Annotated in this window: 13 protein-coding genes and 1 pseudogene; 5 read left to right on the top strand and 9 right to left on the bottom strand. The window is 36.4% G+C overall.

Annotated features, from left to right (window positions below; genetic code table 11):
• Positions 1–7: 7 nt before the first annotated feature.
• From AN490_RS17635 to AN490_RS17625, 3 genes are all read right to left on the bottom strand, one after another.
• A complete protein-coding gene (locus AN490_RS17635) occupies positions 8–598 on the bottom strand; it encodes a DUF5331 domain-containing protein (protein WP_148763766.1) in 591 nt (196 codons plus the stop codon).
• 57 nt (positions 599–655) lie between these two features.
• Positions 656–967 carry a (2Fe-2S) ferredoxin domain-containing protein gene (locus AN490_RS17630; RefSeq protein ID WP_213719908.1) on the bottom strand — a complete coding sequence of 104 codons (312 nt, stop codon included), beginning with the start codon at positions 965–967 and terminating at the stop codon, positions 656–658.
• A gap of 191 nt (positions 968–1,158) precedes the next feature.
• Positions 1,159–2,133, bottom strand: coding sequence for a cysteine synthase A (locus AN490_RS17625; protein WP_300006105.1), 975 nt, complete (start codon positions 2,131–2,133; stop codon positions 1,159–1,161).
• A 261-nt stretch (positions 2,134–2,394) separates the two neighbouring features.
• Here AN490_RS17625 and AN490_RS17620 point away from each other — a divergent pair, with 261 nt between their 5' ends.
• From AN490_RS17620 to AN490_RS17610, 3 genes are all read left to right on the top strand, one after another.
• Positions 2,395–2,700: a hypothetical protein gene (locus AN490_RS17620; protein ID WP_300006102.1), complete on the top strand. Its 306-nt coding sequence runs from the start codon at positions 2,395–2,397 to the stop codon at positions 2,698–2,700.
• Positions 2,701–2,712: 12 nt separating this feature from the next.
• Positions 2,713–4,794 carry a dynamin family protein gene (locus tag AN490_RS17615; RefSeq protein ID WP_300006099.1) on the top strand — a complete coding sequence of 694 codons (2,082 nt, stop codon included), beginning with the start codon at positions 2,713–2,715 and terminating at the stop codon, positions 4,792–4,794.
• A 131-nt stretch (positions 4,795–4,925) separates the two neighbouring features.
• A complete protein-coding gene (locus AN490_RS17610) occupies positions 4,926–7,103 on the top strand; it encodes a dynamin family protein (protein WP_300006096.1) in 2,178 nt (725 codons plus the stop codon).
• 42 nt (positions 7,104–7,145) lie between these two features.
• Here the strand turns inward: AN490_RS17610 and AN490_RS17605 are convergent, their stop codons facing one another.
• From AN490_RS17605 to AN490_RS17595, 3 genes are all read right to left on the bottom strand, one after another.
• Positions 7,146–9,002, bottom strand: coding sequence for an ABC transporter ATP-binding protein (locus tag AN490_RS17605; protein ID WP_300006093.1), 1,857 nt, complete (start codon positions 9,000–9,002; stop codon positions 7,146–7,148).
• Positions 9,003–9,053: 51 nt separating this feature from the next.
• Positions 9,054–11,213, bottom strand: a complete 2,160-nt coding sequence (locus tag AN490_RS17600) for a tetratricopeptide repeat protein (protein ID WP_300006090.1) — start codon at positions 11,211–11,213, stop codon at positions 9,054–9,056.
• Between the two features lie 213 nt (positions 11,214–11,426).
• The gene (locus AN490_RS17595) at positions 11,427–11,606 is read right to left on the bottom strand and encodes a ssl1498 family light-harvesting-like protein (RefSeq protein ID WP_168631883.1); all 180 of its coding nucleotides are present in this window, start codon (positions 11,604–11,606) and stop codon (positions 11,427–11,429) included.
• Between the two features lie 289 nt (positions 11,607–11,895).
• Between AN490_RS17595 and AN490_RS17590 the strand changes: the two genes are divergently transcribed.
• The gene (locus tag AN490_RS17590) at positions 11,896–13,200 is read left to right on the top strand and encodes an AAA family ATPase (protein ID WP_300006030.1); all 1,305 of its coding nucleotides are present in this window, start codon (positions 11,896–11,898) and stop codon (positions 13,198–13,200) included.
• A 2-nt stretch (positions 13,201–13,202) separates the two neighbouring features.
• On the top strand, positions 13,203–13,661 hold the full coding sequence (locus AN490_RS17585) for a hypothetical protein (RefSeq protein ID WP_300006027.1): 459 nt from the start codon (positions 13,203–13,205) through the stop codon (positions 13,659–13,661).
• 59 nt (positions 13,662–13,720) lie between these two features.
• Here AN490_RS17585 and thiO read toward each other — a convergent pair whose 3' ends face one another.
• The 3 genes and pseudogenes from thiO to AN490_RS17570 all read right to left on the bottom strand — a co-directional run bounded on the left by thiO (position 13,721) and on the right by AN490_RS17570 (position 16,632).
• Positions 13,721–15,679, bottom strand: a complete 1,959-nt coding sequence (thiO, locus tag AN490_RS17580) for a glycine oxidase ThiO (protein WP_300006024.1) — start codon at positions 15,677–15,679, stop codon at positions 13,721–13,723.
• 129 nt (positions 15,680–15,808) lie between these two features.
• Positions 15,809–16,270 (bottom strand): hypothetical protein, encoded by a 462-nt coding sequence (locus AN490_RS17575; protein WP_300006021.1) that lies wholly within the window; start codon positions 16,268–16,270, stop codon positions 15,809–15,811.
• A gap of 31 nt (positions 16,271–16,301) precedes the next feature.
• Positions 16,302–16,632: pseudogene (locus tag AN490_RS17570) on the bottom strand ((2Fe-2S)-binding protein).
• Positions 16,633–16,723 lie beyond the last annotated feature (91 nt).

Genomic DNA, 16,723 nt, shown 5'->3' with positions numbered 1-16,723 from the left:
TTGTCCATTACCCATTTCCTCTACCTGGACACAATTCATCTAGCCAAGACGGAAAAATATTGCCATGAGTAGATGAAATCCCGGTAATATTTGGGCTGGAAATTCCCGTAGTTATCAATCGTTTATCTATTTGTTCCCTGGCCAATCCGACAGGTAGCTTAACTGAAGAATGATGATGAATCGGTGTAGCCACTGCAATCACAGAAATGCCTGTAGTCATTTTCAATAACACCTGTTTGCGTTCTTTGGGTACAGGTGAATCTGTCAAGGCTATATGAGCAGGAGAGGTACTCACAATCTCATTTTTTGCGGTAGAATGCTGGGATTTTAATAAGTTTAATTCCTGTTCAGGATTGAAGTGCAAACACAAAGCTGCAATTATCCTATCAGGATCATTGTTTAAATCCAAAATGAAAGGGAGGATTTTTTTTAACTCTGGTTCTAAAGTGGATAAAGTTGCTAAAATGTAACCAGAAGAAGGTCTGCGGATGCCAGCATAATCTTTCCAGATTCGCATTTTAACTAGCCAAGAACGATTTTGTTCGTAATAAATTAGCCACTTCATTTTTAATGCTTGACGTAGATGCTGAATATCCATTCATTCCCTCACTTCTTACTGTACTAAATTACAGCATTTATATATTTTCAGTGATCTTTATCCCTGGGGATGAAACCGATAATAAAGCATTTCCTTAACTCTTTTACCAGCTAATAAATGTTGTTCCACTAATCTGGGTATTTCTTGAGGTAAAACCCGACAATACCAAACCATTTCGGGTAAAACTAGCACCATTGGACCATTACCACATTGACCTAAACAGCCACTAGCTGCAATTGTCACATTAGGAGCAGGTAAAGCTTGTAAAGCTGCTAATACTTCTTCTGCACCTTGTTTTCTACAAGTACGATGTTGACATACTTTTACAGAAATAGGCAGGGGTTGTTCCTGAGTTGGGACGTTTGACATTTGTTTACAGTTAATTCACTGAAAATATCCAAATATTTACTGTTTTTACTTGCTAGTAACTTTTTTATCAAGACGTTCAGCCAGCCATAATTTAATAATAGAATCAGAAGTAACACCCAAGCACTGGGCTTCATGTTCTAAATCGCCACTATGATACTATATTTGGTATATGTGGCGATCGCTAAGAAATCCTAATTGATCACTAATCCTTTACTGGCTAACCATGCACTATTAAATATTCGTGATTGATAGCGAGAACCACTGTCACACAAAATAGTTACAATAGTATGTCCTGGACCCAACTGTTTAGCTAAAGCCACAGCCGCACCGACATTAATTCCCGTTGAACCACCCATTAATAAACCATCTTTTCTTAATAGTTGATAAACAACACGCAAGGCTTCAGAATCATCAATTTGGATAGCATCATCAATAGGTGCGTCTTCCATATTGGCGGTAATGCGACTATTACCAATACCTTCAGTAATCGAATTACCTGCTATTTTGATCTCACCAGTTTTGATATAGCTATATAGTCCACTACCTAAAGGGTCAGCAACAACACATTTAACGCCCGGATTTTGTTCTTTTAGGTACATTGCCACACCAGCATAAGTACCACCAGTACCAGTTGATGCCACCCAGCCGTCAATTCTACCATTTGTCTGTTGCCAAATCTCTCTACCTGTGGTTTCATAATGGGCAGTACGATTGGCTAAATTATCAAACTGATTAGCCCAAATGGCGTTTTCCATTTCTGCCGCAATTCTACCAGATAGTTTAACGTAATTATTCGGATCTTTGTAAGGGACGGCAGGAATAGGACGAACTTCCGCACCCAAGGTAGTTAAAGCATCTATTTTTTCTTGGGATTGGGTATTGGGAATAATAATCAAGCATTTATAACCTTTGACGTTGCAAATATGTGCCAGTCCAATTCCCGTATTTCCCGCTGTTCCTTCGACTACTGTACCACCGGGTTTGAGAAGTCCTTTTTTTTCTGCATCTTCGATAATATACAGCGCAGCCCGATCTTTGACAGAACCACCAGGGTTCAGATATTCGGCTTTGGCTAAGATCTCACAACCTGTTTCTTCGCTAAAACTGTTTAAACGAATTAATGGGGTGTTACCAATTGTACCAACAAATCCATTTTTGATATCCATTTTGTATCTACCTGAGTTTTTCCCAATCAAATTTTGACATTTTTATGTAATTTTGTTTCGCGCAAAGACGCTAAGGAAGAAATACATTAAAATTGCTATAATCTCAATTCTAATGGGATCTTCTTCCCGAAAATTTCTGAAAAGCAAGTACAAAAGATTGAATTTAAACTCAATCTAGCAATGTTAATATTGCTTTGTTTGTTTCTGTGCGTAAGTTATCATACAATATACTAAATGATTTCATAAACAAGGTGGACATTAATGAAATCTCCCCATGAACACAATCAAGACATTCAACGTCAGCTAGAAAAGCGACTCCGAGAACTGGATGATCAAATCAATGCTATTGATCAACCTGTTTATAAAACTCAGAAACATCAACCAGAACAATCTCAAAAACCTTGGCTAAGAAAAATCATTCTTGGTGGAAAAATTTTTGGTTTGGCTGTTGCAACTATAGTTGCAGTTCGAGTAGCCTCATTTTTAGCCGGAATTATTATTTTTGGGGCTTTGGCTTTTCTTGTTTACAAACTTTTCTTAGAATCGCAAATTAAAAACTCTAAATAAAGTATAATCATCATGAATTATCAAGTGGGAACTGAGCAATTTATCAATGATTTAGAACGGGTTTCTCAAGTTCGTTCGGAAATTGCTATTTGTTTAAGTAAAATCGCCGATACGATTAATCAAGCGGAGTTGGCTGGAGATAATTATTCGGGAAAATTAAGTTTAACAAGAGATATTGAAGACATTACAGCCGCTAGTAAAAATCTCAGAAATGGTGTATTTCGGCTGTTAGTTTTAGGGGATATGAAACGGGGTAAAAGTACATTTCTTAATGCCTTAATTGGTGAGAATTTATTACCCAGTGATGTCAATCCCTGCACTGCGATATTAACAATTTTACGTTATGGAGCAGAAAAGAAAGTTACTATTCATTTCAATGATGGGAAAAGTCCTCAACAGTTAGATTTTCAAAGCTTTAAATATAAATATACCATTGATCCAGCGGAAGCGAAGAAGTTAGAACAGGAACAAAAACAGGCATTTCCTGATGTTGATTATGCAGTTGTTGAGTATCCTTTGACTTTACTAGAAAAGGGGATTGAAATTGTTGATAGTCCAGGTTTGAATGATACAGAAGCTCGAAATGAGTTATCTTTAGGCTATGTGAATAACTGTCATGCAATTTTGTTTGTGATGCGGGCTTCTCAACCTTGTACTTTAGGTGAAAGACGGTATTTAGAGAATTATATCAAAGGACGAGGTTTATCGGTTTTCTTCTTGATTAATGCTTGGGATCAGGTAAAAGAATCATTAATTGATCCTGATGATATAGAAGAATTAACATCAGCAGAAACTCGACTCAGACAAGTATTTAAAGCCAATTTGTCTGAATATTGTTATGTAGATGGACAAGATATTTATGATGAAAGAGTGTTTGAACTTTCTTCAATTCAAGCACTACGACGCAGATTGAAAAATCCCCAAGCTGATTTAAGTAAAACTGGGTTTCCTGAGTTCATGGGGGCGTTAAATACCTTTCTGACGAGGGAAAGAGCGATCGCTGAATTACGTCAAGTCAGAACCTTAGCTAGACAAGCGGTAAATCATACTTATGAAGCTATTGAAAGACGCATTCCTTTACTAGATCAAGATGTAGATGAATTGAAAAAACGCATTGATTCTGTTGAACCTGAATTCACCAAACTTAATCAAATTCGTGATCAATTTCAAAAAGAAATTATCAATACTAGAGATAATCAAGCCAGAGGCATATCTGAATCTTTTCGCAGCTATGTTTTAAACTTAGGTAACACTTTTGAAAATGATTTCTTGCGCTATCAACCAGAATTGAATTTGTTTGATTTCTTGAGTAGTGGAAAACGAGACGCTTTTAACATTGCACTTCAAAAAGCCTTTGAACAATATATCACTGATAAATTTTCAGCTTGGACATTAAATGCTGAAAAAGAAATGAATACAGCCTTTAAAGAATTATCTAATTCTGCTTCCCAATATGGTGCTTCTTACAATCAAGTTACCAATCAAATCACCGAAAAATTAACCGGACAAAAAGTGAACGTCAACACCCATACTACCACAGAAGATGATAACTCTCCTGGCTGGGCAAAATGGGCAATGGGTTTGTTATCTTTATCTAGAGGTAACTTAGCCGGTGTCGCTTTAGCTAGTGCAGGTTTTGATTGGAAAAATATCCTTTTAAATTACTTTACTGTAATTGGTGTGGGGGGAATGATTACAGCCGTAACAGGAGTTTTTCTCGGTCCAATTGGCTTTGCTTTGTTAGGGTTGGGAGTGGGAATTTTACAAGCAGATCAAGCCAGAAAGGAATTAGTTAAAACTACGAAAAAAGAGCTAATTAAATATCTTCCTCAAGTCGCAAATGAACAAGCACCAATTGTTTATGATGCAGTAAAGGAATGTTTTAGCACTTATGAAAAAGAAGTAAGTCAACGGATTAATGATGATATTACTTCTCGCAAATCAGAATTAGATAATCTGCTTCAACAGAAAAAAACACGGGAAATTAACCGCGAAACTGAATTTAAACGATTCAAGAATTTACAGGAGAATGTGATCGAACAACTTCAAAAAATCGAAGCTGCTTACAGCAATCTATTAGCTTATTACAGCTAATTATAAGTAGGTTGGGTTGACGCAAGGAAACCCAACACAGATTTTTTCTCACGCAGAGTCGCAGAGGCACAAAGCCAGAAGAAAATGGAGAAACAAGAGTATTACTAAAATTGTAGTTGACAAATAAGATTATGCAGCAAAAATATCAAGGTTATAGTGAATTAATAGATGCTTTAAAATCTACCTGTAAGGTATTGAATTTAAATCGCAATTCTCAACTACATCAAGATGTAAATTCTATTTGTAATTATTTAGTTAATCCTAATTTTCAGATTGCTGTATTTGGACCATTTAATCATGGTAAGTCAACTTTACTAAATGCGATGTTAGGAAATCGGACTTTACCCATTGATTTAATTCCCACAACGGGTGCAGCAATTACTGTTAAATATGGGACAACTGTGCGGAGTCGGATTATGTTAGTAGATGGTACAGAAATCTATCGCAGTGGTACAGAAGTTTTACAACAATTTGCAGTTTTAGATGGTAATAGACAGATGCGAAAAGATGTTGCGTCTGTTGAGGTTTTTTGTCCTCATCCTTTTTTAGAAACAGGAATTGAATTTGTTGATTTACCGGGAACTAATGATAGAGAAGCACAGGATAATTTAGTAAAAGATAGATTATTCGGTACAGATTTAGTTATTCAATTATTAGATGCACGAAAACTCATGACTTTAGGAGAAAGAGAAAATCTCCGCGATTGGTTATTACATAGAAATATTAAAACAGTTATTTTTGTAGTGAATTTTCTCAATTTACTCGAACCGGAAGAACAAAAACAAGTCCACAATCGGTTACTATTTGTCGCTGAAAGTTTCCGCGCTGATTTACCTCCTGGTTTCAGTAATTTATATCGAGTTGATGCTTTACCTGCTTTACGCGCAAGATTAAAAGGTGATGTTGCGCTTGCAAATAGTAGTGGTTTAGTTGCTTTTGAAACTGCTTTACAAAATTTAGTCGGGATTTTACAGCAAAATTCTGGTAATGTGCGTTTACCAAGATTGCAAACTATATCTTCTCAATTGCAAACTTTATTAGTTGATAAAATTAATAAGTCTGATCAAGAAATTAAAATATTTGATGATAAAGAAAAATCCAAACTAGAAATTAAACAAAAAGCCCAAAATCTAATTTATCAAGGTTTTAAAACCAGTATTGATGAATTAGAAAGTTGGTTATCTTTACCTAATTTAATTACAAAATATCAAGGTGATATTGCAGTCGCATTTGCGGAAAATAATTTACAATCTTGGCAAATAGGAACTTTAAAAAAAGACTTGACAGAATTACAAAACGCTGTCATAAAATGGCTATATCAAGCTTATGATTTTTTCAAATCAGAACGTCCAGAAGATTTAAAAATTCCCTTTCCCAATCCACCACAATTAACCTTACCTGTCAAACCAAATACTATTAATAGTAATGATCTAACTGACCCGGGTTCTGTAGCTGTTGGAGGTGGAATTGGATGGTTGTTGGGTGGTCCTGTGGGTGCTGCTGTGGTGGGGAGTATTTCTTATGTTTTAAGTAAAAATTTGCAAAAGCAGGATGAAAAATCAGTAAAAGAATCTTATCATCAACAGGTAGCAAAAATTTGTATTGATGCGGCTGAAAATTATTTATCTAGTTTTAGCAGTCAAGGTTTATCTATATTAGCTGCATATCAACGCAAAGCCGAAAAAATAATTTATTTTACAGCTAGTCAAGAACCAATGGAAATTACTCAACAAAGGGAATATCTACAAAGATTGCAAAATCAATTTAATCAGTTATTAGCAGAGTTAACAAAAGCAAATATTAACAGTAAATATCAACCTTATCAATATCAACCTAAACCTGCAAATCCTCAAATACCAAAACAACAAGTTTATACATATACACCTCCCAAACAAAATACTCCTCGAAATCCTCCCCCAAAGGTAGAAACTCCACGTCAACAAGTTAACACCCCACCACCAAACCCCGCAGAGTTAGAAGCAAAATTTCAAGCTTGGGAAATGGAACAAGAAATCGCAGAAATAAAAGCTAATATGAAATCATCTGGTTCAAGTCAAAAAGCACAAACTCCACCAAAAACTCCGCCGAAAACACCAGCACAAAAAGATAAAATTGCTGACGCTTATAGAGTGTTAGGATTACAACCTACTGCTGCTTTTACAGAAGTTAAAAAAGCTTATAAAACATTAGTCAAAAAATGGCATCCTGATTTATTTGTTAATCAACCACAAATGCAAAAACAAGTGCAAGAGAAAATGCGGTTAGTTAATGAAGCTTACAATATTTTAAATGATCATCATCATCAATAAGATCCCCGACTTATTGGAGAAGTCGGGGATCTAAATCTGACATTATCCGATTCTATTTCTGATCCTTTCTGGACTACCTGTAGGAATTGCAGCGATTAGTTTTTGTGTATATTCTTCTTTTGGTTCTAAATAAATACTGTCAGATGTCCCTGATTCCACTATTTTCCCTTGATTCATCACTAAAATGCGATCGCTCAAAAATTTGACTACACTTAAATCATGGGAAATAAAAATGTAAGTTAGTTGAAAATCCGCTTGTAATTCTTTCAATAAATTTAAAACTTGCGCTTGTACAGATACGTCTAAAGCTGAAACTGACTCATCACAAATAATAAACTTAGGATTTAAAGCCAAAGCGCGAGCAATACAAACCCGTTGACGCTGACCACCGGAAAACTGATGAGGATATTTTTTCATATCATCCGCACTTAAACCCACCCGTTCCAACAGTTCCACTACCCTAGCTTGTCGCTGTTGTTTCGACTTACCGACACCATGAATTAACAGCGGTTCTACAATCGCTTCCCCAATCTTAATCCGGGGGTTGAGGGAACTAAAAGGATTTTGGAAAATAATTTGCATTTCCCGTCGTAAGTGCTGCAAAGTTTTCCCAGTCAAGTGAGTAATATCCTGTCCATTAAATAATATTTTACCGCTCATCGGTTCGATTAATCGCAGCAATGTTCTACCTAAAGTAGTTTTACCGCAACCAGATTCTCCCACCAATCCCAAGGTTTCTCCCGGAAAAACATCAAAGGAAACCCCATTTACAGCCTTATGGTAACGTTTTGTGCTGCCAAATACCCCCCGGACTGGAAAACCGACTTCTAAGTTACTAACTGTCAACAGAGGTGTTTGTGAACTAATATTTGCTAATCTTGCGTTAGTCTCGTCCCTAGTAGTTTCTGCTGGTTGTGCAGGTTCTTTACTCTGAATTGTCACTTTTCCAAATTCATCTTCTGTCACACTCATGTAGTCAGAAACAGTCAGCAGTTTGTGGGGACGACGATTCAAACTAGGACGACAAGCTACAAGTCCTTTGGTATAAGGATGTTGGGGGTTATTGAAAATTTGTGCAGCAGCACCATATTCGACAATTTTACCTTTATACATCACTGCTACTTGGTCAGTAATTTCCGCAATTAACCCCAAATCATGGCTAATAAAAATCATTGCCATATTGCGACTCTGTTGCAGTTCATATAACAATGCTAGAATTGTCGCTTGCACAGTCACATCTAAAGCTGTAGTCGGTTCATCAGCAATTAACACAGATGGATTGCAAGAAATAGCCATGGCAATCATAACTCGTTGCAATTGTCCTCCAGATAGCTCATGGGGATATCTTTCCAACATAGCTTCTTTGTGTTCTTTCACCAACTGTGCTAATTTAAAGCTACCTGATGCAGATAAATTATGATCAAGATACTGTTCCTCAATTTGTTCATCACTAGCTAAAAGTTTAACTTCTTGTAAACCCGCGATCGCAATTCTTTTCGCTTCAATTGCATTTACATTCTGATGTCGCATAATAGCTTCTTGCAACTGAAACCCGATAGTATAAACCGGATTTAAAGAACTCATTGGTTCTTGAAAAATCATCGCAATATCACCACCTCGATAAAGCTGCATTTCTTGAGGTGATAATGCTAATAAATCCAGCGGTTGTCCACTTGTCCGAGAAAAGAAAATTTCCCCTCCACTAACTTTTCCTGGATATTGCAACAAACCCATGATTGCTAAAGCCGTAACCGACTTTCCACTTCCCGACTCTCCCACTATTCCCAAAGTCTCACCCTGATGTAGCTGAAAACTAATATCATCAATAGCTTTTACTTTACTGCTGTCACTGATAAATTCAACTTGTAGATTGCGAACCCCTAAAACTGTTTCTTTCATATTACCAATTACCAATTACCAATTACCAATTACCAATTACCAATTACCAAATTACAACTTAGGTAAGACATTCGGCAATAAATGTCCTGGAAGCTTAGATAAAGCTAAATTTTGTCCTTGAATTCCTAACTCATTGTGAAAAGCCCGAATTGTGCTAATAATATAGCTGATTGTTGTTTGATAATTTTCTGTTTGTCTATCAAATCCACTTAACGCTTGTAAATGATTTTCTAAAGCGGCTTCTAACTGTTGAGAAAGCATTTTTTTATCACCATTAAAAGACAGATTTATCACTAAATAATAATGGGCTAATCCTAAATTATTGTGTGTCATCCATAAATCAAAACTTAAAGGTAGACTACTAAGTGAGTGAGCCGTATTCACAGCTTCTTCATAAGCATTAATACATAATTTTACGAATTTTTGTTGATCTTCTTTTGTTGTTTGTGGCTGATTTGCTAGATGCCAGTAAGCGATACCCAGATTATTTTGAGTAGCAGCATAGGATTGAGGAACATCCACAGATGTTCGATATTTTAGGGCTTCATTATAAACCTGAATTGCTAACTGGAGATTTTCTATTGGTTGTTCATATTGGGAAAGATTCCAATAAGCCGTACCCATATTATTTTGAATCATCGCATATTTTAGGGGATCATTTGTCTGTTGATAGTGAACGACTGCTAACTTATAAGCATAAATCGCTTTGGTGAGATTTTCTACAGGTTGCTCGTACTGCCCTAGATGCCAATAAGCTGTACCTAAATTGTTCTGACAAGCAGCATATTTTAAAGGTTCTATTTCTTCTTGTCGGTAACGAATGGCTTCATCATAAGCAATAACTGCGGACTGCCAATTTTCTACAGGTTCAGCAAATTTTGCTAAGTCACCATAGGCAGTACCCAGGTTATTTTGAATCCGCGCATAAGTTTCTGGCTGAGTATCACCTGTAATTATCTTGAGTGCTAATTTATAAAAGTCTACCCCTTGTTGCATATAAATTTTTGCTTCTTCAGAATTATCAGGGATGCGGTGCAACATCCAGTAAAGTGTCCCCAAATCATTCAAAATATCTGGAAGTTGTGGAGAACTTTCATCATAATTAACTGCTTCCTGATAAGCTAGAATTGCTATCATCAAATTTTCCACAGTTGCTTGTCCTTGCTCAATCTGCAACCGATAGAAATTACCAAGATTCTGATAAGCTATCCCTAACTCTTCTCCCTTAGCTGTTTGAATATGTAACTGTTCAATTTCCCAGAGTAATTGTTGAATTTGATCACTATCATCAGCATTTATTGTTGCCTTAATTAATCCTTGCAACTCCTGGTTAATATGAGATAAGGAAGGGAAATGCTGATTAGTTGTTATTTGAGGAGATTGAACCGGAAATTCATCTGTTATTTGTGTTAAATCTGTGGTTGAAGTTAAAGGCAAATCAAACTTATTTGTTTGTTTGATGTCTTGAGAAACTTCCTCTTCATTAACAACTAAATGCTCTAAATTTTCTTGACCTAAATTATAGGAATCTGCAAATTTTTCTGGATAACCTCTATTATCTATAGTTGGTGTCGGTTCTCCTGCAAATACAAATACGCCGGTTCGACAATGCCAAAATTTTGCTGCTGATTGCTGAATCGCAGACAACCAAGGACGAGAAACCCAAAATAAAAGACTAGATTCTACAAAGTGACTAGATTCCTGACTTGATAAATGCTGTTCACCTAAACGGAGATAATTTAAAAATAAACGTTGTACTGCTACTGGTTCTTTAGTCAGCATTTCTACCCCGACAATCTGAAATCCCGGCATTGGTAAGGGACGGCCAGGATTATCTGTTGATCCTCCCACCTTCGGGGGTGGATAATTAGCTAACCATTGATTGATTTGCGCTATAGGATTAGGATCACTTAAATTTAGACGCAGAGTGACTAATCGCGGATAAGCTGGCGTGCTAAAATCTCCCACATTAGCTCGCTGATATATGACCTTACCCACTGGATAAGCTAGAGTGGAGTGTAACCGCGCTGCTATCCGATTTCTTAAATGTAAATTATCACATATAGCAAATAGGATTTGTCTACGTAAACCCAGACTCAGAGCAAGTTTTAGGCGTTGATATACTTGCCGATTCAAACTAATGTTTTCTGTATGTACAGTTTCATTCACGCTTGTATTTAGTTGAGTTTTAGCCCTATTTTCTGTATACATCCTGACTGAATAAATTAAATATTAATGTCACATCTTATAATTTGGATTTTCAGGGAGATGCTTTCTTTTTCAGGACGAATCAAGTTTTGTGGGCTAGAATATCAAAAAAAGACGATAATTATACTTGCATTTTTTTATTCTAGCAAAAAATCAGGCTCTTGATCAAAATAAGAACCTGAAATCAGGAAAGGCTATTAAAGGGCAGTTTTCCAATTAGCTAACATTAGAGACAGTGAAAGCGACAAAAATTACCCCTCCAATTAAAAGCATCGCTGCAATTCCTAAGATAATATAAGTACGCTTTTGGGAGTTTGTTGGTGGTTCAGCTTGATAAAGCTTGGGTTCTTTAGCAAAGTTATTGAGAAGACCACCCTCTTCGTTTGTGTAAGGCATGAAGTGATTCCTTATTATCTTTCTTGACTTAATGTTACATAAATTTTACATCACTCTCATAAAAATAGTTACATTAATCAAAGTTTTTGGGATTTTGGCTGCTGTCTTGACAAAATAGACAATTTATGTTTAATTTTGTGCTATTCTATTTCACCTGAATGCTAATTCAGGAAGAGAATTCATTCCTAATTAAGCGCGAAGTTCAGTTACATGACTATTTGCCATCAAATTTTTGTTACACTGTTCATAGTGATTTATATTTTTGAATCTCAATCAAAACATCATAATTATGCAAAGAATATCTATAGAAAATTTTGGACCCGTTAAAAAATTTGAGGCTGATGTTACAGATGTTATGCTGTTAATTGGACCCCAAGCAAGCGGTAAAAGTACAATTAGTAAATCTATTTTTATATTCAAATCTATTAAAGATGAAATACTTGATTATATATATGCTAACGATCTGACTTCTCCTAAACCTCTCTTAGATTTATTAAGTCATCTGGTAGTTAATTTTTTAGATAATTTCAATCTTTCATTGGATTGTGAATTATTTAGAGTCGCATATCAATATTCACCAACAAAACAAATAGCCATTTACAAAAATCAATCTAAATCTTTTGTTATTCCAAAAATAAAATTAAGTAATATTCTAGAAAACGAATTAAGTTTGCTAATTACAGAAATTTTAAATTACAAAATAATTTCCAAAGAACAACAGCATAAATTTAAATCATTAGAAGAATTACGAGAATTAGAATCAGACAGAAGATTGCAGTTTAAAAATTTTAAATCGCGCATTGATAATATATTTGAGGAAACACACTCTCCTGTATTTATTCCTGCTGGTAGAAGTTTGATGTCTACATTAACAAATCAACTACAAGATATCAACAATCCAAACATTTTAGACTACTTTACACAATCTTTTGTAAAGCGAATTAATTTATTGAAAACTTACTTTACAGATGATTTAAATACTCTTATTCAAAATAGAAATATTGCTGTTGATTTAGGTTCTAACTTACTAGATTTATTAAAAAAAATCCTCAAAGGTGAATATAGATTTAATGCTGATATTGATAAAGAAAGAATTTATTTTAAAAATAACCAATATGTTAAACTACAATATGCGTCTTCAGGACAACAAGAGTCTGTGTGGATTCTATTGCTGATATTTCGATATATTTTAGATGAAACGAGTGTATTTATGGTGTTTGAAGAACCGGAAGCACACCTTTATCCAGAAACCCAAAGTGATGTTGTCGAACTGATTGGTTTATTAGCAAATGTTTATAATAATCAAATAATTATAACTACTCATAGTCCTTATATTTTATCTGCTTTCAATAATCTTCTATATGCTTATCAAGTAGGTAAAAATAAAATTGGTGATGAAAAAGAAGCAGTAGAAAGTATTGTGAATAGTAAAAGTTGGATTGATCCAAATCGCATTTCAGCTTACTTTATTTCTGAAAATGGCTATGAATCAATTATTGATGAAGAATTAAAATTAATTCAAGCGGAAAAAATAGATAGCGCATCCAGTATAATTAACGACAAGTTTAATGATTTGTTCAACCTGGATGATTAACTATGTGTAACGATTTCTTTAGAAAAAGTGAATGTCAGGAATTTTGTGATTCAAGAAAAACCATAGTTGTCAAAGATTCTGGGAATAAACAAGAGTATAGAGTCACCAATAATAACGGTAAAGAGATTTGTAAGATTAAGGTTGATGGTTGCTTAATTAAAGAAGGTGAAAGATGTGATTACCTAATTTTAGCCTGTGAAGACAAATCAGCGTTTTTTGTAGAGTTAAAAGGACATGATTTAAAAAAAGCAATAGGACAAATAGATTCATCTTTAACTAACCTGATAACTGAAATAAAAGAATTCAAAATTTATGCACGCATTGTCTTAAATAGAAATCCAACTCCTGATATTAATAGTTCTGTAGAAATTAAACTTAAGAACCGTCTGAAAAAACATAATGGTAAAGATTCTGGTGATCTGATCAAGTATAAAAGCAAGGTCTTAGAAGAAAGTATGTAAATAGCGAAAAATCAGATCCCCGACTTCTTCAAGAAGTCAGGGATCTAAGTAAGTACAAATTAGCCCGTAATAGTCCCCGTTAAAGGAGAACTAGCACTAGCGTAATCCTTCATAGGCATTCTGCCGGCTAAATAAGCCATGCGACCGGCTACCGTTGCTAAATTCATCGCGTAAGCCATTGCTGGGGCATTCTCAGCCAGGGCGATCGCACTATTAATTAATAACGCATCCGCCCCCAATTCCATCGCCTCAGCAGCCTCAGAGGGCGCACCAATGCCGGCATCTACCACCACCGGAATATGGGCATTTTCAATAATAATCTGAATATTGGCAGTTGTTTGCAGTCCTTGTCCCGAACCAATAGGGGCAGCCAAAGGCATAACCGTGGCACAACCCACCTCTTCTAGTCGCTTGGCTAACATGGGATCAGCATTAATATAAGGCAATACAGCAAAACCCTCTTTTACCAACTGTTCCGCAGCTTGTAAAGTGCCAATGGGATCAGGTAGTAAATATTTAGCATCAGGTATTACTTCTAACTTAACAAAATTATTATCTTCCTGTCCCAATAACTTCGCCATTTCCCGTCCTAACCGTGCCACTCGCACCGCTTCTTCTGCGGTTTGACAGCCAGCGGTATTGGGTAACATCCAGATTTTACTCCAATCTAGTGCCTCTGCTAAACCTTCATGTCCTGGGGCGTTGGTTTGTACCCGTCGCACAGCTACCGTGACAATTTGACAACCACTAGCAGCGACACTTTGCTGCATTTCTCGGATATTGCGATATTTACCGGTTCCCGTCATTAACCGAGATTTGAAGCTTTTGCCGGCAATAATTAAGGGTGAATCTGGAACAATTAAATCTGATATTTCTGGGTTACGGTGTCCGTTAGTGGCAGGAGTCGCGTGAATTAACATTGGTGTAGTAGTAGATGACACAGTAGAAAAGCGAGAATAATGAAAATTAGCTAAAAGAGGATCTGCTTTTTGTTCACAAATCAAATCAGCAATTAATGTGGCTGTAATTGGTGCTAGTAAAATTCCATTACGGTGATGACCAGTAGCCAAGGTTAAGTTACTACAATAACTATGACCCAAAATAGGTAATTCATCGGGAGTAGCGGGACGAAATCCCCACCAAAGTTCTTGTAGAGGATAATTCTCTAGTTGGGGATATAGTCGTATAGCTGATTGTAATAAACTTTGAATGCCCCCAGGGGTATTATGGGCAGTAAATCCTACATCTTCGCTAGTTGCACCAATAATGATAGAGCGATCGCGGCGGGGAACAATATAAATATTTTCACCAAACAACACCCTGGTTAAAGGTAATTCAGTCACAAAGTCCGGGACTCGCACACTCAACATTTGTCCTTTGCGGGGACGCACTGGTAAAGGTAATAATTGATTCGTCCAAGCACCAGCAGTTAAAAGATAATGATCAGCGCGAAGTAACCCAGTATTAGTTTGTACACCAATAACTTTTCCCTGTTGTTGAGAAATCGCTTCTACGGTAATTCCATCTTGGAAAACAACACCCAAAGAGGTAGCCGCAGTTCGCAGAACTTTCATTAAAGCCCTGTTATCAACTTGCCCATCTTCAGGATACCACCAGCCACCAACCACATCTGCACCCAAACCTGTTTGATATTGGTTAATCGTATTTTTATCTAACCAGTTAGCGTTTTTGTGTTCCCGGTTTTCAGGTTGTTGATACAATGGTGCGAGGATACCGCAAGGCCAATAACCTGTATTGTTTAAATCTTTTTTGGCGGTTAATTTTGTTAATTTTTCCGTCCAGTCTAAATATAAATTACGCGATCGCCGACATAAAGACAACATCGCCTCATTAGTAATATTTTCCGCATCAGGCGCTAACATTCCCGCTGCGGCATGGCTGGCTGCGGCAGTAAAATCACGGCAAATTACAGTTACATTTGCACCCCGTAATTTAAGTTCAACACCGCAAGCCAACCCGATAATACCACCACCAATAATTAAAACATCATTAGTCATTAGTCATTAGTCAATTAGTTATTAGTAAATAACTAATAACTCATAAATGACTCAGAGGGGGTGGAAATTGGTCATTGGTCATGAGTTTTTTAATTTTGACCTTTGACCTCTAACTAAATTTTTCCCTAGTTACCACAAAGCCCGAATTGGTTCTTTGTTTTGATTGGTATTACTACCAGAATTTGAATTACGTTCTGTAGTAGAAGTTTCATTGGCAGAACTGGAACTATCATTGTTAGAACTGGAACTGTTCGTACTACCACTTGTTTCTTGTGTAGTATTAGCAGAATTGTTGGTAGTCTCTGTAGAACCATTACTTTGAGCTACACGGGTATTCCGAGGGTTTTCACTGGCAGAATTAGAATTGTTTCGGCTGGAAATTTCTGACTCATTACTACTAGTATTTTCCGAATCATTCCCATTCGTAGCACTATTAACATTAATATTAGCGGGAAGAACGCTAGATTCTTTGCGTCCTTGGGGAACATTAGCAGTTTGTTGTCCGCCCATAGGAAAATTAATTCCCAGTAACGTACCTAGCAAAATTGCTACGCCGCCAGCCATTAAAATCAAGGGTGTCCATCTACCCATCTTGTTTCTCTCCTTGTTAACCTTCTGGTATCTAAACTAATTGAGAACCTTGACCCCAAAACCCATAAAATCTAGTTACTTTGACATCACCTAAAACCTGAATTTGGCAAGTTAAACCCAGGCCGTTTGTAGGAGAATGGGAAGGAAGCGATTCCTAGATTGTGCTAGTTCCCTCCGGGACGCTTTGCGAACGCTATCGCTGTGTTTGCTTAGGCTAACTCACTGCGGACACCTCACTTTCTACTGTAACCGCATAAGTACCATAAGTGCCAATGCCTCGACAGTTGATCATCTCTCTGTCCCTTATCCCCAGCCTCTTCTTTACACTCAATTAATTTACTTGGCCTTACTAACTGAGGGATATTGAAATTACCGAAATAGCGTTTTGTTGTATATTGGCACATCGCCGCAAATTTGTCTCTCAGGTGTCAGTGTTGAACCAACGGTTCACCC

This window comes from Anabaena sp. AL09, assembly GCF_001672255.1.
Lineage (GTDB): Bacteria > Cyanobacteriota > Cyanobacteriia > Cyanobacteriales > Nostocaceae > Dolichospermum > Dolichospermum lemmermannii.
Note: the sequence above shows the minus strand (reverse complement) of the source record. Positions and strands in the feature narration are given on the sequence as shown.